Origin of the sequence: Massilia sp. CCM 8734 (genome assembly GCF_011682155.1) — a bacterium.
In the GTDB taxonomy this organism is placed as follows: Bacteria; Pseudomonadota; Gammaproteobacteria; order Burkholderiales; family Burkholderiaceae_D; genus Telluria_A; species Telluria_A rubra.
The window spans coordinates 166,484-186,625 of record NZ_WHJI01000008.1; the positions used below are offsets into that span (position 1 = coordinate 166,484).

The 20,142-nt window shown below is 60.8% G+C and carries 15 protein-coding genes and 1 pseudogene; 11 read left to right on the forward strand and 5 right to left on the reverse strand.

Annotated features, from left to right (window positions below; genetic code table 11):
- Positions 1–158: 158 nt before the first annotated feature.
- Positions 159–2,192, forward strand: coding sequence for a diguanylate cyclase (locus F2P46_RS10180; RefSeq protein WP_166888382.1), 2,034 nt, complete (start codon positions 159–161; stop codon positions 2,190–2,192).
- Positions 2,193–2,206: 14 nt separating this feature from the next.
- Here F2P46_RS10180 and F2P46_RS10185 read toward each other — a convergent pair whose 3' ends face one another.
- Positions 2,207–4,279, reverse strand: coding sequence for a glycoside hydrolase family 9 protein (locus F2P46_RS10185; RefSeq protein ID WP_208296567.1), 2,073 nt, complete (start codon positions 4,277–4,279; stop codon positions 2,207–2,209).
- 291 nt (positions 4,280–4,570) lie between these two features.
- Here F2P46_RS10185 and F2P46_RS10190 point away from each other — a divergent pair, with 291 nt between their 5' ends.
- The 6 genes from F2P46_RS10190 to F2P46_RS10215 all read left to right on the forward strand — a co-directional run bounded on the left by F2P46_RS10190 (position 4,571) and on the right by F2P46_RS10215 (position 10,236).
- Positions 4,571–5,335, forward strand: a complete 765-nt coding sequence (locus F2P46_RS10190) for a M48 family metalloprotease (RefSeq protein ID WP_166888385.1) — start codon at positions 4,571–4,573, stop codon at positions 5,333–5,335.
- 187 nt (positions 5,336–5,522) lie between these two features.
- On the forward strand, positions 5,523–6,509 hold the full coding sequence (locus F2P46_RS37605) for a hypothetical protein (RefSeq protein ID WP_166888388.1): 987 nt from the start codon (positions 5,523–5,525) through the stop codon (positions 6,507–6,509).
- Between the two features lie 56 nt (positions 6,510–6,565).
- Complete coding sequence (locus F2P46_RS10200) at positions 6,566–8,176, forward strand: type VI secretion system Vgr family protein (RefSeq protein ID WP_368737906.1); 1,611 nt, start codon at positions 6,566–6,568, stop codon at positions 8,174–8,176.
- 6 nt (positions 8,177–8,182) lie between these two features.
- Positions 8,183–9,226 (forward strand): pentapeptide repeat-containing protein, encoded by a 1,044-nt coding sequence (locus tag F2P46_RS10205; RefSeq protein WP_166888390.1) that lies wholly within the window; start codon positions 8,183–8,185, stop codon positions 9,224–9,226.
- A gap of 47 nt (positions 9,227–9,273) precedes the next feature.
- Positions 9,274–9,924 (forward strand): DUF3540 domain-containing protein, encoded by a 651-nt coding sequence (locus tag F2P46_RS10210; RefSeq protein ID WP_166888391.1) that lies wholly within the window; start codon positions 9,274–9,276, stop codon positions 9,922–9,924.
- Between the two features lie 3 nt (positions 9,925–9,927).
- Positions 9,928–10,236, forward strand: coding sequence for a hypothetical protein (locus F2P46_RS10215; protein WP_166888393.1), 309 nt, complete (start codon positions 9,928–9,930; stop codon positions 10,234–10,236).
- 129 nt (positions 10,237–10,365) lie between these two features.
- On the opposite strand, the gene F2P46_RS10220 is transcribed toward F2P46_RS10215, so the two are convergent.
- Together F2P46_RS10220 and udk are read right to left on the reverse strand one after the other, a co-directional pair.
- Entirely contained in the window at positions 10,366–12,480 is a 2,115-nt protein-coding gene (locus F2P46_RS10220) for a hypothetical protein (RefSeq protein WP_166888395.1), read from the reverse strand.
- Positions 12,481–12,913: 433 nt separating this feature from the next.
- Positions 12,914–13,555 carry a uridine kinase gene (gene udk / locus F2P46_RS10225; RefSeq protein ID WP_166888397.1) on the reverse strand — a complete coding sequence of 214 codons (642 nt, stop codon included), beginning with the start codon at positions 13,553–13,555 and terminating at the stop codon, positions 12,914–12,916.
- A gap of 651 nt (positions 13,556–14,206) precedes the next feature.
- On the opposite strand from udk, the pseudogene F2P46_RS10230 reads away from it, so the two are divergent.
- The 4 genes and pseudogenes from F2P46_RS10230 (at position 14,207) to F2P46_RS10245 (ending at position 18,589) form a co-directional block, all read left to right on the forward strand.
- Positions 14,207–16,164 (forward strand): annotated as a pseudogene (locus tag F2P46_RS10230) (type VI secretion system Vgr family protein).
- 29 nt (positions 16,165–16,193) lie between these two features.
- Positions 16,194–16,631, forward strand: coding sequence for a DcrB-related protein (locus tag F2P46_RS10235; RefSeq protein ID WP_166888399.1), 438 nt, complete (start codon positions 16,194–16,196; stop codon positions 16,629–16,631).
- Between the two features lie 202 nt (positions 16,632–16,833).
- On the forward strand, positions 16,834–17,931 hold the full coding sequence (locus F2P46_RS10240) for an RHS repeat-associated core domain-containing protein (protein WP_166888400.1): 1,098 nt from the start codon (positions 16,834–16,836) through the stop codon (positions 17,929–17,931).
- Between the two features lie 127 nt (positions 17,932–18,058).
- Positions 18,059–18,589 (forward strand): hypothetical protein, encoded by a 531-nt coding sequence (locus F2P46_RS10245; protein ID WP_166888402.1) that lies wholly within the window; start codon positions 18,059–18,061, stop codon positions 18,587–18,589.
- A gap of 570 nt (positions 18,590–19,159) precedes the next feature.
- Here F2P46_RS10245 and F2P46_RS10250 read toward each other — a convergent pair.
- A complete protein-coding gene (locus F2P46_RS10250) occupies positions 19,160–19,483 on the reverse strand; it encodes a hypothetical protein (protein WP_166888405.1) in 324 nt (107 codons plus the stop codon).
- Positions 19,480–20,142 carry a hypothetical protein gene (locus tag F2P46_RS10255; protein WP_166888408.1) on the reverse strand — a complete coding sequence of 221 codons (663 nt, stop codon included), beginning with the start codon at positions 20,140–20,142 and terminating at the stop codon, positions 19,480–19,482. Before F2P46_RS10255 ends, F2P46_RS10250 begins: the two co-directional genes overlap by 4 nt.

Here is a 20,142-nt window from a genome sequence, read left to right on the forward strand (position 1 = left end):
GCTGTTGCAGATGAGCATCGAAATATGGGTGCGCATGCAACAAGACTTCTGGCAAGCCGGGCAATTTGATTCATAATCGATCATCCAGTGTCCGCCGGTCGCGACAGCAGTGCGGACACGCGTCCCGGTGGACTTGCCACCACGACTTTCGGGTTGTTATGCCGCTATCGTCTCGCCTGCTCCTGTGCCTTGCGCTCACCGTCTGCCTGCCGGGCGCGCCCTTGCAGGCCGCGGCGCCCGCCGGGGCGCTGGCCGGCGCCGAACTCGACGCGATCCGCACCTTGTCGCATAGCTCGACCCTGGACGCCCTGGCGCGGCTGGAGGCGCTGCAGGCGCGCACCGGCAAGGACGCGCCCTACCCGCTGCGGCGCGACCTGCTGCGCACCGAAGTGACGCTGCGCCAAGACGCCGGCCAGCTCGAGCGCGCCTATGCGCTCGAGCGCCAGGCGCTGCTGCTGGCGATCGACAACAACGATCCCGTGTTCGCGGCGCTGGCCAGGCTGGGCGCGGTGCACCAGTTACTCGACCAGAACCGCACGCACGAAGCGCAGCAAGCCCTGGCGAAAGTCCGGGCCGGCCTGCCGGAACATCCGCCGCCGATGCTGCGCATTGCCCTGGGCAGGGCCGAGGGCGACGCCTTCAATGCCAAAGGCCAGTTCGACAAAGCGCTGGCGTCCTATTTGCAGGCGCTCACCTTGCAGCAGGACGATCCGAAGGCCGGTGATAGCCGCGCCCAGCTGCTGGCGCGCATCGCGCGCGTCTACATCAACATCGACAATCCGGCCAAGGCGATCGAGACCATCGGCCAGGCGCTGCGCGAGCCCGGTCTGCCGGCGCGCACCGTGGGGCGGCTCCAGTTCACGGACGCCATCGCCCTGCTCAAGCAACAGCGTGACAAGGAAGGCATCGCCGCCTTCAACAACGCCCTCGCCAGCGCCACGCGCGGCGGCCAGGCCGGGCTCGAAGCCGAGGTGCGCGCCAACATCGCCGACTATTTCCTGCGCCAGCACGACTACCCGCGCGCCGAACAAGAGGCGCGGCTCGCCTTGAGCGCATCGGAGCGGGTCAAGGACGAGAACATGGTTCTCATGGCCAAAGCCAAGCTCGGCTTCGCGCTGATGGGCCAGAAACGCTTCGCCGAAGCACTTCCCTACATCGATGCGGTGATCGCCCACATGGAGCAGGCCGGCGCCATCGCCGACGTGGCCGCCATGCTCGACGAAAAGGGCCGCATGCAGGAACAGGCCGGCTTATACAAGGACGCCCTGGCGACGGTGCGCAAGCAGCAGGCCGCGCAGCACAGCGGCGAGCGCGCCGCGCGCGACCGGGCCGTTGCCGCCTTGCAGGAAGAATACGAGGCCGGCCAGCGCACCCGCCAGATCGATCTGCTGCGCCGCGAAAACCAGGTCAAGGACGCCGACCTGCGCAGCCGCAACCTGCTGCAACTGCTGACCACGGTCGGCGCCCTGCTGATGGTCGCCGCCGGCGCTGTCGTGTTGGTGCTGTACCGGCGCTCGGCCGGCGCCAACGTGCGCCTGAACCAACTCAACTCCCAGCTCAGCTATCACTCGCGGCACGACGCCCTGACCGGCCTGTACAACCGGCGCTCGTTCCTGGAAAAGATGGCTGTGCGCGGCAAGCGCGAGCGCCCCGGCGACGATCCGCGCAGCGTCGACTGCATTGTGCTGATGGACATCGACCACTTCAAGCAAATCAACGACCGCTGGGGGCACGGCGTGGGCGACGCGGTGCTGGTCGAGGTGGCGCGGCGCCTGAGCGCGGCGATGCGCGATTCCGACATGGTGGTGCGCTGGGGCGGCGAGGAATTCCTCATTTACGCCCCGGCGGCCGACCCGGCGCACGTGGCCGACATTGTCGCGCGCGTGCTGCACGGCACCGGCGCCACGCCAGTCGAGGCCGGCGCGGGCAACGTGCCGGTGACGCTCAGCGCCGGCGTGGTCACGCTGCCCCTGCCCGGCGCCGGAGCGGATGACGGCGACTGGGAACCCGGCATCCGCCTGGCGGACTGGGCGTTATATCACGGCAAAAAGAACGGGCGCAACCAGGCGCATATCGTCACCGGCTTGCTGGCGCCGCTCGCGTCGGTGCTGGCGGCGCTCGACGGCGCGCACGCCGACGCGTCCGGCCTGATCGAGATGGCCTGCGTGCACGGCCCGCAGCGCAGCAAGTGAACCCGCTGGCCGGGTTAAGAAACGAAACGCGACAGCAGCCGGATATACGCACTCTGGTAGCCGTTCGAATTCTCGGTCACTTCCCATGAGTTGAGCGGCCAGGAATCGTTGAAGTCCACATACGACTTCTGCGGCGGCTGCCCGGTCGGCGGCGTGGGCGACTGCGTGCCGCACAGCGGATGCACCGCGGGGCAACCGTTTTCCCAGTGATAGCCGGGATTGGGGCCGCCCACCAGGAAGCCCGGCGGCGGGCCGTACGTGGAGTCCTTGACGCTGTCCCATTTGACCGAACCGTGCGCGAACCAGGTGTGATAAAACTGATCGACCGAATTGGTGGCGCCGAGCGCGCCCATGTTCGATAGATAGACTTTACCGAGCGGATTGACCCCGTGCAGGTAATGCAGATAATGCGCCGCCGCGTTCAGGTTGGCGGCGGCGCTGCGCGTGCCCAGGCCGTACTGCGCCAGCGCCGCGAAGTTATTTCCCTCGTGCGACTTGATGGCATTGCTGCCCCAGGTGTACACCTGCAAATGGGCCAGGTACGGGTCGGTCCGGGCGCTCATCGCGCCCCAGTGGTCGGTGCCGTCCATGCCGCTGACGTAGGCCGCGCGCAAGGCGGCGGCGGTGGCCGGCGTGGCGCCAGGCAAGCTGGCGTGGTGCATCAGGGCCTGCTGCAGCGCCGCTTCGAACGGCGACACATAGTTCCAGTACTCGAACAGATGGGTATTGCGGTACTGCGCATCGACAAAGCTGTTGTAGAGCGCCTTGCCGGTCAGCTGGTACAGGTAGATGGCGGCGGCGATCTTGTGGCCGAGTCGGCCGTAGTCGTCGGTTTCCTGCTGTCCGGCGCCCAATCCCTGCGAGTTGTAGGCCGCGTCATTGTTTTTGAACAGGACGTTCGGATTGGCGACGGCCCAGTTCCAGGCGCGCTCGGCGCGTACTCTCAGCGCATTGCCGTAACTGGCCAGGCCGGCGCGCGCGCCGAACACCCTGGCCCCGAGCGCAAAGGCGCCGGCCGAGGCCAGCGTGGCCGAGGTATTGGGCGGCCCGTACAGGGTCTGGCCGGTGGCCGCCGAGGGAGGACTGGCGTGGGCCAGGCCGGCAATCGAGAGCATGGCGCCGCTCGGCTCCTGCATTTTGATCAGCCAGTCCATGCCCCACTTGATTTCGTCGAGCAGGTCCGGATGCTGGTTGCCCGATTCGGGAATATTGGCGTCCTTGCCCCAGATGCCGGGACGGTCGGCAAAGGCGTGCAGCAGGTCGATCAGGTAACCGGCGTGCCAGCGCGTGTACTTGTTGAAGTCGCCCGCGTCATACCAGCCGCCCGAGACATCGCGCTCGGTCGAGGCGTCGCCGGGCGCGCTGAACAGGCGCGCTTGCCGGTCTTGCAATGGCCCCAGGTGCGACGCCGCGTCGGCCCAGCCGGCGCCGGCCAGTTGCGCGGTCTTGGCGATGCCGGCGCGCTGATAATAGAAATAGCGCACCGCCGCGCGCAGCACGCTCTTGTAGACGTCGGCGCCGATCCGGAATGGCGCCGAGCTGGCATGGCCCTGGGCATCGCGGATGACGTACTGGCCGGGCGCGACCACGGCGCTGAAGTCGACGTGCCAGGCCTGGTCGCCCGAGCTGGCGTCGGTCGCGCCATCGTGCCAGGCGACGGGCGCGGCGCGATAGACCACGGCGTTGGTGGCGGCATTGACCACGTCATACAGCGCGCCGGGCGCGAACGAATCGGCGGCATCGAAGCCGGTCTGCGGGTTGCGTATCACGGCGACCTTGTCGAAGCCGGGCAGGTAGCCGAACTGGTCGACGACAATCGCCGGTCCCAGCGTCATGCTTGAGCTTTGCGCGGCCTGGACCTGGGCCGAGCTGGATGACTGCGTGCCGGCGCCCTCCTCCGGCGGCGCTGCCATGGGTAGCGCGCCGGGCGCTGGCGCGGACGAGGATGCGCCGCCGCAGCCGAGCAGGCTCATTGGCAACAGGCTCGCACCGGTCGCCAGCAGGAAGGTACGGCGTTTGTTGGGTTTGTTGGGTTTGTTGGGTTTGTTGGGTTTGTTGGAACCGGGTTTGGTGTCGCCGCTGCTCATGGTTAACTCTTCTCTGGTTTGCCGGGACAACGACAGGCGGCGCCACCCGGCGGATGGATGAATTCGGCAGGCGGCGGGGGTGCCCGGATGCTGGCGCACGGTGTCTCCTGCGAGGATCGGTCGTTCGCGGCCATGATCGCCACGTCAATTTTGTATTTATGACACGATTCTGGTGGCGCCAACCGCCTCTGTCAATGCCTTGCGGATGGGTGATGCTGTTTAGTCCGGCGCGCTAAACACGCTGGGCCGGGCGAGCGGCGCAGGCGCCCGCGCGCTTGGTATGATGGGGGAATGTCTCCTCATCGCATCGCTGCCCTGCTGGCCATGTGCCTCTTGCTGGCAAGCGGGTGCGTGGGCGCCGTCACCCAGGAGGACGTGGTGGCGGGCGCCGCCAGGCTGTATCGCGCCCGGCTGGACGTGCTGGCGCAGGCCGGCATGCTCGACCGCGATCCCTCATTCCTGGCGCGGGTCGGACGCATCGCGCAACGCTTGAGCGACCAGGCCCGGCGCGACAATCCGGCCGCGCCAGTGTGGTCCTGGGAGATTCACACCAGCGGCGATCCCGATGACAACGCCTTCTGCATGGCCGGCGGCAAACTCCTGGTCAGCCAGGCGTATATCGAGCAATTGGCGCTGACCGATGCGGAACTGGCGATGGTGCTCAGTCATGAGATGCAGCACGCTATTTTGCTGCATCACTTAAAGGAATTCGACGAAGCCGTGCGGCGCGATCCACGCTGGCTGGCGCGGCCGTTTTCCGAGCTTGAAGATGCGCTCGACAATGACGCGCGCCTGATGGGGCAGCTGGCGGCGCTCAACCGGGAACAGGAAGTGGAGGCGGACCGCGAGGGTCTGGCGATGGCCTGGCGCGCAGGCTGGCGCGCGAACGAACTGGCCGCCTACTTCAGAAAACTCGAGCAGGCCGCTACCATGAGCCACATCGGCAACGCGACTCACCCGGCACCGTTGGCCCGATGGCGCGCCGCGCGCCGAAAAGCTGCGCAACTCGAAAGCGGCCGCGCTGGCACGCTGAAAAAAGCGGATTATCCATACTGACAGGTGATCGGCCGGGCTGGGCGCCGGCGCGGCAGAAACCGACGCCCAATGCGCGGCCCTGTTTGCTCAAGATCCGCACTGGAAACCCACGCAGTGCTATTGCTGCTGCTCGTGCCTTGCCAACGATACCCTGATCGCCATCCCCGATGGGTACCGCAAAATTTTCGAGCTGAACAAGGGCGACCAGGTGCTGTCGGCGTCGGCCAGTACGGCGCAAGGCAAGATCACGGTCGACTGGAGCACCGCGCAAGTCAATTTCAGCAGCGGTACCGGCGGCAATGGCACCCAGCCGATGATGGTCTACCTGGTATTCAATGACAGCAACCAGGAAATCATTTGCAATATGGATCAGGTATTCCTGCTGGCCGACGGCAAGTACACGACTGCGCCGCAGAACGTCGGCGAACGGCAACTGTCGGCCGGCAAGTTCAAGACGTATCGCATCAGCGCGGCCGGCGTGCCGTATGGCGCCAGCGCCATGTTCACTCCGGGCCAGGCGGCCGACATCCTCGAATACGGTTCGATGGCGCCGCTCTCGAATCCGATTCCGATTCCGCAAGCCTTGTTCAGTTCGATCAAGGCTCAGATGTCCGGCTTCTATCCGGATATCGATTTCTACTATGATCCGCTCGAACTGACCCCGAATCTGTATGCCTTCGAAGCATACGGACGCAAGGTCGTGCAAATGAATGGCGGTCTGGCCCGCATGAGCGGCTTCAATTACGAAGGCTTGTTCATGGCCATGGCGCATGGCGTGGCTTGCCATGACGCCGGTGCGCCGAAAGACAGGTTCGGCCTGGCCACGGTTGGACAGGCCGACTGGTATGCATTCTCGACCACCTCGCGCCTGATGTGGATCAGCGACCCCTTCATGACCTACATCATGACCGCGATGAACCAGTGGAGCGCCCTGTTCGCGCTGGTAACCCCGGCCAATGCCGCCGGCAATCCGCTCGATCCGCTCAATGATCCCTCGCTCGATTGCCGGCTCCAGACCATCCGCGCGGCGGCGGCGGGCGGCGCCCTGCCCGAATGCGCCGGTGGCGCGCTGCGGCGCAAGATCGCGCTGGAACAGGCGAACGCCATATCGCCGACCCATGTGACGGTCAACTTCAGCCTGGCGGTCGACCAGGCGACCGGCGCCAACCCGACGAACTACACCTTCTGTCCCTGACTGCCATCCCTTCGCTCAACGACTGGCTCGTCGAGCGCGCTGAGCAGCACGGGTTCGTGCCGCGCTGGCGTGGCTTGCGCCTGGTCGCCGCCGACGCCTCGACGGTGCGTTTCGGCCTGCGCGCCAGTCGCCTCGCGCGCGCCGCGCTACCGGACCAAATTCTCTTTGGCCTGTTTCTGCCCGGTGCCGAGTTGATGCTGGCGGCCTCGCTGCATGGCATTGAAGAATGCGGCGAACGCCAGATGCTGGTCCAGCATCTGGACCAGGAGAGCGACTTCGACTTCGTCAGCCGCCTGATGGAACACGAAGGCATCTATTACTACTTCAAGCATGCGCTGGGCAGTCATACCTTGGTGCTGGCCGATGAAATCGGCGCGCACGAGGTACTGCCCGACTACGCCGCGATCCCCTTCTTCAAGGCCGAGCGCGTGGCCACGCCCCAGGAAGAGTTCATCGACCGTTATCACGTGGCGCAAGAAATCGCGCCGGGCAGCTACGTGACGGACGACTTCAATTTCACCAAGCCGCGCGCCAGGCTGCAGAACCAGCGCGCCAACGCCGCTTCGCACCAGCATGGCGACATGGAAGTCTACGACTGGATGGGTGGCTACGCCGAGATGGGCGATTCCGACCATTACAGCCGCATTCGCCTTGAAGGATTGCAGTCCGAGCGTGAACGCGACCATGGTCACGCCACCGTGCGCGCCCTGGCGCCGGGCTACCGCTTCAATCTGAGCAACTGCCCGCGCGACGAGGCTAAACGGGAGTATTTGCTGGTGAGCGTGACGTATCGCTTGCAGGAACCGTGTTACGCCAGCGACCCGACCCCGGCCTGCTACGAATGCGATTTCGTCACGCAACCGACCAGCCTGCCGTTTCGCCCGCGCCGTGTCACGCCCAATCCGCGCACCAACGGCCCGCAAACGGCGACCGTGGTCGGCCCGGCGGGCGAAGAAATCTGGACCGACGAATACGGCCGCATCAAAGTGCAGTTTCGCTGGGACTGCTACGGCACCATGGATGAAAACAGTTCGTGCTGGCTGCGTGTGGCAAGCAGCTGGGCCGGGTCCAATTTCGGCGCCTTGTACATTCCGCGCGTAGGGCAGGAAGTCATCGTCGACTTCATCGGTGGCGAGGCCGACCGGCCGATTGTCCATAAGGTAACCGCGAGCAATGCCGACCACCATACGACCGGTATCCACAATATTATTGGTGGTAACGTATTCATCAAAGCGGGCGGCGGTGGCGGCGGCGCTGTCGCTCCCGGTCCCGGTCCCGGTCCCAATCCCGCTCCCGGTCCCATCCCCACTCCCACTCCGGCTCCCACTCCCGCTCCCGCCAAAAGCAGCACTGGCGGCGGCACTTACGACAATAAACTTGGTATGACTTCAACCTACTCCGTCGACTTTGTCGGGATCTTCAAGTTAACCTATGCAACATCAGCGTTATCCGTGGTGCCACTCAACACAAACATGCGCATCGTCCAAGTCGCCTTTCTGGGAAAAGCATTGAGCTTTTTCGGCATAAAAACCGACTTTTGCCTGTACAAGCGCGACGTCAATGGCATGAAAGTCGAAGGGAATGTCGCTTATCACCAAGTCTCCGCAGTGTCCAACGAGAGTGGCGGGGTGCGGGTGAATAGCAGATTCATGAACCTGATATTTTGAACCGCCATGCAAGCACAAGATCTTCAATCGGCAATCAGGAACGGCGAGGGGTTGGAGAAACTCGACCTGCGCGGGGCAGTGCTGACAGGGCTCGAACTAGCCGGGGGGCAATTCAATGAGGTGGACTTTCGGGGCGCTCAGCTCGATGGCGCCGATCTGAGCGAGTGCGACTTCATCAACTGCAATTTTGAACAGGCCAATCTGCGTGGTGCGACCTTGGCCAAAACGACGTGGAACAAATGCAAGCTGAGCCATGCCCAGCTCGATCGCGCAGATGCCAGTGGCGCCAACATGCTCGAATGCGATCTGCGTTATGCGCTGTTGGCATCGTCGTGCTTCAGCAAGGCCGCGCTACTTCGCTGCAAGCTCGATGGCGCCAAGCTCATCGCTCTCAGGGCGGAAATATTGTGTGTGACTGAATGTTCGGCGCATGACTGCGACTTCTCCCAAGCGCAGTTGGAAAAAACGCTGTTCATGGAGGTCGATTTCGCAGGTAGCGTGTGGCGCGCGGCCAGCTTGAAGAACGTTGTTTTCGCCAAGGCGAAGCTGAGGGGGACTGTCTTTGCCGGACTGGCGATGCCGCTGTGCCAGTTTGTCGAAAGCAATCTGGCGCAGACCGATTTCAGCGGGGCCAATATCGCGCACTGCATGTTCAAGGGAGCGCAACTGCAGGGCGCGCTGCTGCGCGGCGTCCAGGCACGCTTCGCCTTGTTTGCCGAGGCCAACCTGGACGGCGCCGATCTGTCCGGCGGTTTTTTTGAACAAACGCTGTGGCCGCGTGCCAGTCTGCGGAGCGCCAACCTGCACGGTGCCAGGCTCGCTTACGCCAATTTCCAGGCGGCGTGCTGCGAAGGCGCCAACTTCCGCGACACCGACCTGCGCTTCGCCGATTTTTCCTATGCCGATCTGCGCGACGCCAGCTTCAGCCACGCCGGCTTTGAGCGCACCCGGCTGCATGGCAGCGCGCAAGCTGGCGCGACATGGACCAGCCGGCGCGGCGTCATCGAACACGACGAGCCGCTCCTGAAGGCCGAACTCTGGTCGCGTTAAGCCTGCCCGGCGATCGCCCTCCCCTATCTCTTAAAGGATTTTCCCCGATGCATACCGTACTCGACCACGCCAGCGCCCATGACGCGGCCATTCACGCCATCGCCACGGTCGTCGCCGATCTTGGCCATGGCAATTTTCTGCTGGACCTCAACGGTGGCACCCTGACCTGCAAGCGCGCCGTCAGTTGCCTGCTGCATCCGGAAACCGGCGACAAGGTGCTGGTCTCCGGTCCGAGCCGCCAGCAAAGTTACCTGATCGCCGTGCTGGAACGCGATAGCGCGCGCACCGCCCGGGTCGGCGTCGAGGGCGCCATGGCGATCGGCTACGGCGGCGCGGTCCAGGTCCTCAGCGACGATGCCATCAGCCTGGAAAGCGCATCGCTATCCCTGGCATCGGGGCAGCTGGGCATTCGCGCCGAAAGCGCTGTCGTCGTCGCGCAGGAACTGAGCTATCAGGGGCGGCAGTGGCAAGGCGCGCTGGGGGTGCTGCGCCATACCGGGCAGGCGCTGGAAATGCTGTTGGACAAAGTACGCCAGGTCGCACGAGTCTGCTATCGCCAGGTCGAGCAAACCGACCATCTGCGCGCCGGCCAGCTCGATTACCAGGCCAGGGACTATGTACGGCTGCACGGCGACCACGTCATGGTGACCAGCGAGAAGCTGTTGAAAATGGATTCAAAACAGATTCATCTGGGCTGAGGCATGAGCGACCTTACCGCGATGGCGATCGCAGCGGCAATCATCGCGCTCGTCGGCGGGCACGTCGCCTGGGAGATCCGCGGCTTGTTTCGCGCCAGGGCGGCCGACGCCAGGCTGCTCGCGCATGGCGACATTTGTTATGCCAAGGTCGTCAGTGCGCGCCAGAGCGGCACCCTGATCAATGAGCAGCCGCTGTGCGTGGTGCGCCTGGTGGATGTGCAGGCGCCTGCCACGCAGCGCGATATCGCCCAGCCCATCGACGTGATCAACCTGCCGGCAATACAACCGGCTGTACGGTCGCCTTGCGGGTAGAGCGTTCAAGCGGGCGGGCACTGATTGATTTTTCCCGCTCCTGAACCTGCCGTGCAGCGCTTGGCAACAGGTCCGCAGGCGCGGTTCGAACGGCATGGCGCCTGCGGAAAATCCCAACGATGTCGCCGTTTACAGGATCGCTATCGGTCCGCACTCCGGACAAGGTACGCATTTCTCGATGGCGAGGGCGATGATGATCTCACTGTAGTACACAAGTCCGTAGCCATTACGAATATGTGCATAGGCAGACAGTTTGACCGCAAACGCGCAGGTAGAGCTCAGTCCCGCCAGCAACGGCGCACCGCTGACAGAAGTATTTACCGGACTGAGCGCTCCACTGTTGGAGAAGGCAGGGCTGGGCAATAATGAGGTGACCGTCGGGGACACCCCCTTGGTGTAGTCTAATGCCCAGGTATAGAGCCGGTTGCTGGGCTGCGTGACGGACACATTGAAATTGAGGGCGAGTGCCGGTTGCCACGGGATGACGCCACAGTCGTTGAGCACCGCCGGTATATCAAGATCGAGCTCGGCCGGTTGGTTATCGATCGTGATGACCAGATCGCAGTGGTCTGCCACCGCCGGCAACGTCGCCGGTGGCGCCACCGTACCGTCGCGATAGTCCACCTGCCCTGAGGCGGAGTCGAGATAAACACCGTTCTCGTCGAACAGTTCCAGGCGCAGGACGTAGGTGTCCGACCCGGCTTCGACCGGCACGGTGTTCCAGTAGCCGATCCAGTCCGGGTTGTACCAGTAGTAGGCAGTGCGATTACGCACTTCGTACAGCGCATTGGTGCCGTTGACCGGGTAGGGGCCGAGTTTGTGGTCGCTTGACAGGTAGGTGCTCTTGTCGACCCGGGTATCGCTCAAGTCCGCGTCGACAAATTTGAAGGCGCTGTCGGCTTGCCCCTGCTTCTTGTACGAGAGCCGGTAATAGCGTGCCGGTGCGCCACTGGCGAGCGCATCGCCGAACAAGGCGAAGAGATGCAATCCTCGGCCGTAGGCCATCTGGCTCAGGACGGTGTCGCTGTACAGACCGCTGGCCTGGTTGATCTGGTAGACCTCGTCGTGGCCGATTCGGGTAAAAAACACCGGCGTGCCGGTCGGCGGCGGCTTGCAGCCCTGGCCGCAACGCACGTCTTCGTTGTCAAGATACAGATCGAGGTGGGTATTGGTCACGTTCCAGCGCGTGCTGGTATACGGATCCATATAGATCACGGTCTGCACACCGTTGATGATCTGGGTGAGCCGGACGATGATATCCGGACGCGAATCGAAACGGAGCCGGCCGTTGCGGAAATGGATGGGCCACCAGCGGAAACAGCAGCGGAAATAGCCGTCGCAATCGGTATAGGTCTCGCACAACAGCTCCCTGCTGTAAAAGCAACGCGGCAATATCAGCCAGGGCGCGACGGTGGACGTGAGCGTGAGCCGGTCCAGCCGCGATGCAATGCTCGTGTCCAGCAAGCGCGCTTCGCCGACACGCTGCACCGCTTCAAATGCAACCGGGGCCGGCACCGCATTGACTGCATGCCTGTCGACGTCGCTGAAACTCGTAAGCGAACCGGCGCGCGGCGGCAGCGGTTGCGGGTTGAGGCTGGCCATGCGGCCGGGGGTGCCCAAGTCGAGGCGCAGGTCCGGGGCCGGATCGGGCACCGGAAATGGCTTGACAGGGAAGCGGCGCGGTTTCAACAGATCGGGAATGCGGATGACCGGCCGGTCGATCAACACATCCCACCAGTTGCGGATCGGCGGCCAGAAGCAGCCTTCCCGGTCCACGTCGAAAATTTCAATCTTCACGAACGGAACCGGGCAGATGTCGACCTGCCCTTCATGGTCGTCGATCTTGCGCACGTGGCCAGTGACGCAGATACGCACCGGCCGCCAAGGCCACCATAGGGACTGTGGCACGACCGGTGTGGCGCGAATGACGGCGCCGTTTTCCGTTGCCACCCAATCCTTGATGCTATAGCGCTGTGAAAAACTTGACGTTTGGCGCACGTCCGCCGCGTTCAAGCCCGGACCGATGAACAACTGCACATCGGTCGGCTTGGCCAGGCGTAGCGCCACACTGAAGCGCCCCTCGCTATCCACATCGGCATCGCCCAGCGGCTCTCCGAACCGGTCCGCGACAAGCACTTTCACGCCGAGGTCTTCCTCCTTGCCATCCTGCTCTTCGAATTGAACCTGCCCCTCGATGCGAAAGCGTGCGTCCGTCTGGTTCGGGCCTCTGTCCTTGATAGTCATGGTGTCTTCCTTTATGAGTGCATGAGCGGTCAGCGACAGCGGCATTACACCCCGGATTGGCTGGGCGGCTGGGCGCTTGACTGGGCGTGGGCATGCTGTTCGAGCATGCGCTTGAACTTCACAGAGAAGCGCGGCGCGCTCTCACCAGTCAATCTAGGCGTAAGGCAGACCTTGCGCAAATGTAAAAGCGGCCTGAATCGCGCATGCTTGAGCTCGCTCAATAAATGTGACATTGAGCCAGTTATGACGGGAGGGGCGATTGAAGGCCGCAAAACCGGCCTTGGCGGTGGGCGGTCATTGTGCAGGTACATACGGGTGCCCGCGCTGGCGAGCGCGTCGATGACCAGCACATCGCTGCGCACGGGAGCGTGCGGGCGCGCGTGACATCATGGCTCGACGGCAGAAGGTGCCGAGGGCATTCCAAGGGCTTGGGTCAGGACCGCTTCAACTGGCCGATGACGCTCGCCACTTTGGTCGTGATCACATCGATTGCCGGGCCATTGGCGCCGTGCGGCAAGATGACATCAGCGTGGCGCTTGGTCGGCTCGATGAACTGCTTGTGCATCGGCCGCACTGTTTCCAGATATTGGCCGACGACGCTCTCGACCGAGCGGCCGCGTTCGGTAATATCCCTTTGCATGCGGCGGATGAAGCGAACATCGGGAGCCGTGTCGACAAAGATCTTCAGCGACATCATTTTGCGCAGGTCTTCGTCATACAAGGCAAACAGGCCTTCGATCACGATGACCGGAGCAGGTTTGACTGGAATGGTCTTGTTGGAGCGGTTGTCGGTCGTGAAGTCGTACTCTGGCATCTCGATCGCCTCGCCATTACGCAAGGCATGGATGTGCTGTACCAACAGTGGCCAGTCGAATGCCCGCGGATGGTCGTAATTTTGCTTGCGGCGCACTTCGGGAGTGAGATCGGATTGGTCGCAGTAGTAGTCGTCCTGCATCACGACTGACACCATATCGGCGCCGAACGAAGCGAGTACTTGCTGGGTCACCGTTGACTTGCCACTACCGCTTCCGCCAGCGACACCAATTACAAACGCAGGGAAAGAAATCGTATTCATCTCCGAATGATACCGGAGCGGCGATCGAACTGACAGGGTAAAGGGGGATGAAGCTGGCTTTTTATGTCGGAAGAGAGCTTTTTACGGCAGATTGGCGGCTTGTGGAGGCGCACCTCCCGTACCGGGAGGTGCCAACCACCAGATCGCCACCTGTGCAGGCCAGGAGGGGTGCTGCGCCTGTTTGGCATGTCACCGTCGTTGGCAGCGGCCACCGCCATCATGTTGACGGTCGATTCAAGATCGATATTCGGGGCAACCGCCTTATCGGGTAGCGCTGGCTTGAATAGGCCTTGCCTGCGGGTTGCAATGCCAGCAAATCCCCCCTCCCCCAGTCCAATGTGTAACTTATGGTTGCCTTTATTGAACGTAATAGATAAAAAAATATTGCTTATTTTTCAATAATTCATATCTCTGTATTGGCACCTTGCTGTTGTAAACGGATACCGGCGATGTAGGGGCGATTGCGACATCGCGTGGGAGCCGACAACCGCACGAGCGCCGCCTGGTCGCTCCATTGTTCACCTACACAATCAGTCAAAAGGATTAAGCATGAGCACGCTACCTTCCGCATCCTCTTCGTCAGGAGGCGGCGACCGCCAGCGTACGCGCCTGCTGCGCCTGCGGTTTCCGTCGGGCGGTCCGTCGGGCCTGATGCTGGCCAACCGGCTCGACGCCGTCGAAGGCCTGTCGCGCGACCTCAATTTTACGGTCGAGGTGCTGTCCGACAATCCGTCGATTGCGCTCAAGGATGTGCAGGGAAAGCTCGCCACCGTCGAACTGGTGCGCGAAGACGGCAGCCTGCGCTACTTCAACGGCCACGTGTTCGAGTTCCGCCGCGTGCGCGCCGACGGCGGCTATGTGTACTACGAAATGGTCCTGCTGCCCTGGCTGGCCTACCTGCGCCTGCGGCGCGACAACTACCTGGACCACAACATGACGGTGCGCGACCAGACCGACGACATCTTCGGCGAGTACGCGGTGCGCAAGAGCGAGATGCGCATCGGCGGCCCCGATCCGGTCATGACCGACGCCTGCCAGTTCGACGAATCCGACTACAACTACGTGCACCGGCGCTGGAAGCGAAAGGCTGGTTCTACTGGTACGAACACACGGCCGGCGGCCATACGCTGGTGCTGGCGGATGACTCGACCGCCGCGCCGCCGATCGACGGGCGCAGCGACATTCCCTTCCAGGCCGAAGCCGGCACCGAGGAGGACGACGCCCTGCGCGAATGGACGCCGGTGCGCAACCTGGTATCGGCCCACGTGGCGCTGACCAGCTTCGACTTCAAGAAGCCGAAACCGGTCAAGGTCGACCTGCCGACCGTCAACCAGCAAGGCGACGTATTGAAGAAGGAAGTGTACGAATACACCGGCGCCTACGGCTTCAAGGATGCCGGCGACGGCGACGCGCAAACCCGCCTGCGGCTGGAAGAAATCGAAGCCTCGGGCAAGCACTTCGAAGGCGCCGGCAACGACCGCTACGCACAGCCGGGACGCAGTTTCGATCTGACCGATCATTACGATGGCGGCGACAACTTCCTCATCATCGAAGTCCATCACACGGCCACCAACAACTACCAGGTGAGCCGCCAAACGGGGCTGTCGCATTACGAGAACCGGATTGGCTGCATCCGCAAGAAGATCCCTTGGCGGCCGGGGCGCGGCTTCAACAGCACAACGACCAAGATCTACGGCTTGCAGACGGCCGTGGTGACAGGTCCTCCGGGCGAGGAAATCCACACCGACGAATACGGCCGCGTGCGCGTGCAATTCCACTGGGACCGCATCGGCAGCTACGACGACAAGAGTTCGGCCTGGATCCGCGTGGCGACCGCCTGGAGCGGCCCCGGTTTCGGCATGACCTCGATTCCGCGCGTGGGCACCGAAGTCGTGGTCCAGTTCCTTAACGGGAACCCGGACCGTCCGCTGGTGACCGGCATGGTGCCGAATGAAGACACCATGCCGCCCTGGAAGCTGCCCGACAACAAAACCCAGAGCGGCGTGCTGTCGCGCACCACGCCCAAGGGCGGCCCTGACAATGCCAACGGCATGCGCTTCGAAGATAAAAAGGGCGCCGAGCAGCTGTGGAGGCAGGCCGAGCGCAACCTCGACGGCTTGGTCAAGAACGACCAGACCTACACCGTTCGGCACGACGAAACCCGTACCGTGGGCAACGACCAGAGTGTCAGCGTGGGCCATAAGCAGAGCATCAGCGTGGCGCTCGACCGGATCAAGTACGTCGGTCAGAACGAGACCAAGCTGGTCAAGGACAGCTTGAGAGAAACCGTGAAGGTCGACGACCTGCAGCAGGTCGGCGGCGACAAAAATATTTTGGTGGGGAAGAACTTCAAGATTGAAGCGGGCGACACCTTCGAGATCACCTGCGGCAAGGCGACCTTCTTCATGAACAAGGACGGCAAGGTGGCCATCACGGGCGAGAACATCAACATCACCTCCAAGGGCCCGCTCCAAATCAACGGCAAGAAGGTCAATATCAACCCGACAGGCGGCGGTCCCGACGTCGAGCCCACGCCCAAAGGCGGCGGTGCGATCATCGCCGACGTGGACGCACAGTTTCCGCCTCCACCACCCGCGCCAGCCAAGTAATCTCCATTTACTTTTACAACGAGACCCCCATGAATTATCACATCAATGAAGGCAGCTTCACTCTTCCAGCAAGTGCGCAGGACCGCAGCGTCAACATGCTACTTCTCAATCTTGGCCCAGGCGGCTTGACACTGGTCGCGACGCGCGACGTAGTGCAGGAAGGCGAAGACCTCGATGGACTCATGACCCGTCAGTTGCGTACTTTGGCGTCCCAGGTCAAGGGTTTCAAACAGCAGGACCGGGTGGCACTGACCGTCAGCAGCGCACAATTACCTGCCTTGCAGATTTCGACCTCGTTCAAGCAGAACGGCGCCAGCATGCATCAGCGCCAGACTGCAATTCAACTTGCCGGCGGCGCGGTGCTGGTGCTGACGATGACGTGCGCCTCGCCACTCAACGCGGAGCAGGACGCTTACGCGCACCAGTTGCTGGAAAGTTTCGTGCCGGCCAGCGCTGCCCAAGCCTAGCAGCCTGTCGGACTTGGGATCGTCGGCTGCAAAAATACCTGGGACGGTCCATATTTCGCCGCTTTCTCGGCCAATAGCTCGCTATTGGCACTGCGAAATCGTCAAAATCTGGCGTCGCCCAGCTATTTTTTTGCTTCGACTCCCCAAGTCCGACAGGCTGCTAGGCAGGATACTCTCGACAGTCGCGCCCGCACGATGCGAAATGTTCAGCTGGGATGCTGCTGCCAATCTGGTCGACAGCAACCATCGAGGCGGCTACGTCCGGCACAACCGTGTGTTGGTGTTCGAAGACAAGCGCTTCGAGTACGACGTGCATGGCAGGCTGGAATCGAAAAAGGTCGGCACGCATACAGAGCAATATTTCAGTTATGACGGCGAGCACCGGTTGCGACAAGTCGAGACGGTGCGCCACGGTGTACGGCAACTCGTGCATTTCGACTACGACGCGCTGGGGCGCAGGATACGCAAAACGGATGAGTCCGGCGTAACGTCCTTCCTGTGGGACGTATTGCAAATGATGCAGGAGCAGCGCGGGAGCGAGATGGCAACATACCTGTACGAGCCGGGCGGCTACGTACCGCTAGCCAGGGTCGACAGGCGCGGCGATGGCGCCGAACAAAAGCGCGCTGCGGCCAACGACGCTGACGGCGGTACGCAAGCGCCCTCCCTGGTTGCGCAAAACGTCTATTATTTTCATAATGATGTCTCAGGAATTCCAGAGGAGTTAACGGCGGCATCTGGGCAGCTTGCGTGGCACGCAGAGTACCGGACATGGGGCAATACGGTCAGCGAAAGCTGCGGGCAAACCCAGCAGCCAGTACCGCTGCCATTGGCTGAACCGATCCCTCAGAATTTGCGCTTTCAGGGACAATATCTCGATCGGGAAACAGGGCTGCATTACAATACCTTCCGGTTTTACGACCCGGATATCGGGCGATTTATAACGCCAGATCCGATCGGACTAACCGGAGGGATAAATCTGCTTGAATATGCATCGAATCCTTTTGGATGGGCGGATCCCTTAGGCCTATCTTGTACGCCCGCCCAATTAAAACTGAATAGAGCGAATGGTAAAGCATGGGAAGGTACGGTAACCTCGGCAGCAAAGACGAAATATGGTGCAGGCAATGTACAAGAACAGGTCTATATTCGTCCACTGGATAATACCGGAAAGCCAGTTAACTATAGAGTGATTGCAGATAACACGATTGGGCCCGCAAAGGCGCCGTCAAAAATTATCGATTCAAAAGGGTCACCGTCGGCTGGAATGACGAAAATCAAGACCCAGGCTATCCCCTGATCAGGAAAAACGGTGGAATTATTGAAAGCGGGCCAGGAGCCGGGACGATAATTCCGCCAACTCCGGTACAAATCGTTCGGCCGGGGTAACTTGGAACTATTTGAATGGTGAAATCATGAGACGAAGTATGACGACGATTTATACCTATGCAGAAACGCGCATCTATGAATTTAAGAATGCGTATTTTGTAATTGAAGAGTGTCAACAAGGCGAAATCCTTAACCCAGCGCATGGCTCGCAGCAATTAGCAAGTGACTATGCCGCCCTTAGCGCGAAACTATCGACAGATTATTCCTTCGAAGAGATGGGCGCGGCAGTAGCAAATGCCCTGTCTGCCTATGATTCGCGCCCTCACCCCTACAACGAGTATGATTTTAGCGCCAGGAATAAAACGATATCGAAGTGGGTTGGCGCGCGAGGCATCATGGACCTGGAAAAAAATTCGCGGCAAGTTCAGGTTGTGCAAGACTTGGTGAATAACTCTTACACGATATTCCCCTATGACAACTGCACCGCTTACCCTTGGTACGGGCCGATGGAAGATCGCGCAATAAAGTTACCTGGAACAGCAAGCCTCTCTGAAATTGGTGAGGCTATCAATAAGGCTTTCACTCTCTCCACCTATCATTCTGAGAGAAAAAATCCGCCAACAATATAGGTACAAAAATATCCGGCAATAAGGACTTCGGACAGATTCGTTTTCTCGTCGAGACGACAGATTGCTTGACGTGGTTCAAACGAGGGTAACACTTAAGGCTGGAACCGGCTGCGCGGCAGGACGGGCGCACAATTTCATGCCGTCTTCGACGCTATGGCGCAGGCCATGGCACAGACACCGCGCTCGAGCGCACTGGTCGAAAATCTAAACTCGCAGCCGTTATGCAGGGTAAAAAGTATAACAAATACGCATCGGTGCTTCTTGCGCAGCCGGGCCCCTGATCGGCTCGGTAAAAGTCCGACCCAGCTTATGACTGGCTAAGACCATCCCCACCGGCTCACACTCCTCGGCTTCGGGCCGCTTCAGCCACAGCGAGCCTGAGCTGCTGGAGGCTGCATGCTCCCGGACCAACTCCCGTCACACTGAAATTCCGTTGCCTAGGTGGAAATAATTCGCTCGCCCGTGTTACCCTGAATACACCGTTTTTGAACCACGCCCAGTTCTTCTTTAGCGAAAATGGACCGTGCCATTCTAAACCTACTTTGTCTCATGGTAATGCATAGCCACAAACTAGAAAGATAGTAATACGGAGTAAATGGGAAACGAAGATATTACAATAACTGCTAAACCCGCTAAAATCTTCATCCATAGCGAAATTTTAGTGTGCCCTCTCCATTTTATTATCATCATTGCAACCAATGAAGGAAATAGCGTGACCAAGGAAAAAAGATAGGAGAAATAGACAAATAAGCCGATGGACAACGCGTTACCGCCGCCATCATGATGTTGCGACGTGCTAATTAGCAATACGGAAGCCACGGCGCTGAGAACAAACGGAACCATGCCTATTATCATTATTACTTTGATAACAAATAGTGAGGTGGTGCCTTTCACTTGAGTTCCATATTTAGCCTAACTGCAATTGCGACGATGTCAGCTGGCCGCCGAGATGGGCGATTTTCTGCGTTCAATATGTCTGCCAGATATAATTCAAAGCGTTTCCCGTCGCGAAGCCAAGTCATTTTCCACAAACACTGAACCATGTTTTTTGATAAGGCTAGCGTCAGTGTCCCCAGGTGTCCCTCAACTTCAGTATTTATAAAATCATCAACACGCACAACTCGCGCCCCCGCTCTCGCATAGTTCCATTCAGTCAGCATAAGGGCAGGAATTCCTTCCCATGCGAAACCAAATGACGTTCTGTGTGCATCCTCTTTAACTTCCCCCATAAATTTCCATCCTGACGCTGTTAAGGATAGAAATTTTTCACTAGTGGCTTCTACAGACAGGTTCGCTCGAATATGGCCGCTAAATTCAGAAATGATTCCTATATATTTCTGAGTGGCATCAACACGCAGATACCCATCTTTATCGCGCACAGTATCTTGCCACATAAAAATTCGTTGATCAGCGCTCAAGCTATCGCTTTTTACTATTTGGTCTCCTATGGCATTAGATTCCATCAGATTTTTTAGTGGACGAGGCAACTCCTGGGCGTGGGCTGCACAGGAGTAGGCAAATAGTAACGTAGGGAATATGAAGATCGGCTTCAT

Coding starts and splice junctions, on each gene's coding strand:
- F2P46_RS10180 (WP_166888382.1), top strand. CDS start 159: ATGCCGCTATCGTCTCGCCTGCTCCTGTGCCTTGCGCTCACCGTCTGC.
- F2P46_RS10185 (WP_208296567.1), bottom strand. CDS start 4,279: ATGAGCAGCGGCGACACCAAACCCGGTTCCAACAAACCCAACAAACCC.
- F2P46_RS10190 (WP_166888385.1), top strand. CDS start 4,571: ATGTCTCCTCATCGCATCGCTGCCCTGCTGGCCATGTGCCTCTTGCTG.
- F2P46_RS10205 (WP_166888390.1), top strand. CDS start 8,183: ATGCAAGCACAAGATCTTCAATCGGCAATCAGGAACGGCGAGGGGTTG.
- F2P46_RS10210 (WP_166888391.1), top strand. CDS start 9,274: ATGCATACCGTACTCGACCACGCCAGCGCCCATGACGCGGCCATTCAC.
- F2P46_RS10215 (WP_166888393.1), top strand. CDS start 9,928: ATGAGCGACCTTACCGCGATGGCGATCGCAGCGGCAATCATCGCGCTC.
- F2P46_RS10220 (WP_166888395.1), bottom strand. CDS start 12,480: ATGACTATCAAGGACAGAGGCCCGAACCAGACGGACGCACGCTTTCGC.
- udk (WP_166888397.1), bottom strand. CDS start 13,555: ATGAATACGATTTCTTTCCCTGCGTTTGTAATTGGTGTCGCTGGCGGA.
- F2P46_RS10235 (WP_166888399.1), top strand. CDS start 16,194: ATGAATTATCACATCAATGAAGGCAGCTTCACTCTTCCAGCAAGTGCG.
- F2P46_RS10240 (WP_166888400.1), top strand. CDS start 16,834: ATGTTCAGCTGGGATGCTGCTGCCAATCTGGTCGACAGCAACCATCGA.
- F2P46_RS10245 (WP_166888402.1), top strand. CDS start 18,059: ATGACGACGATTTATACCTATGCAGAAACGCGCATCTATGAATTTAAG.
- F2P46_RS10255 (WP_166888408.1), bottom strand. CDS start 20,142: ATGAAGCCGATCTTCATATTCCCTACGTTACTATTTGCCTACTCCTGT.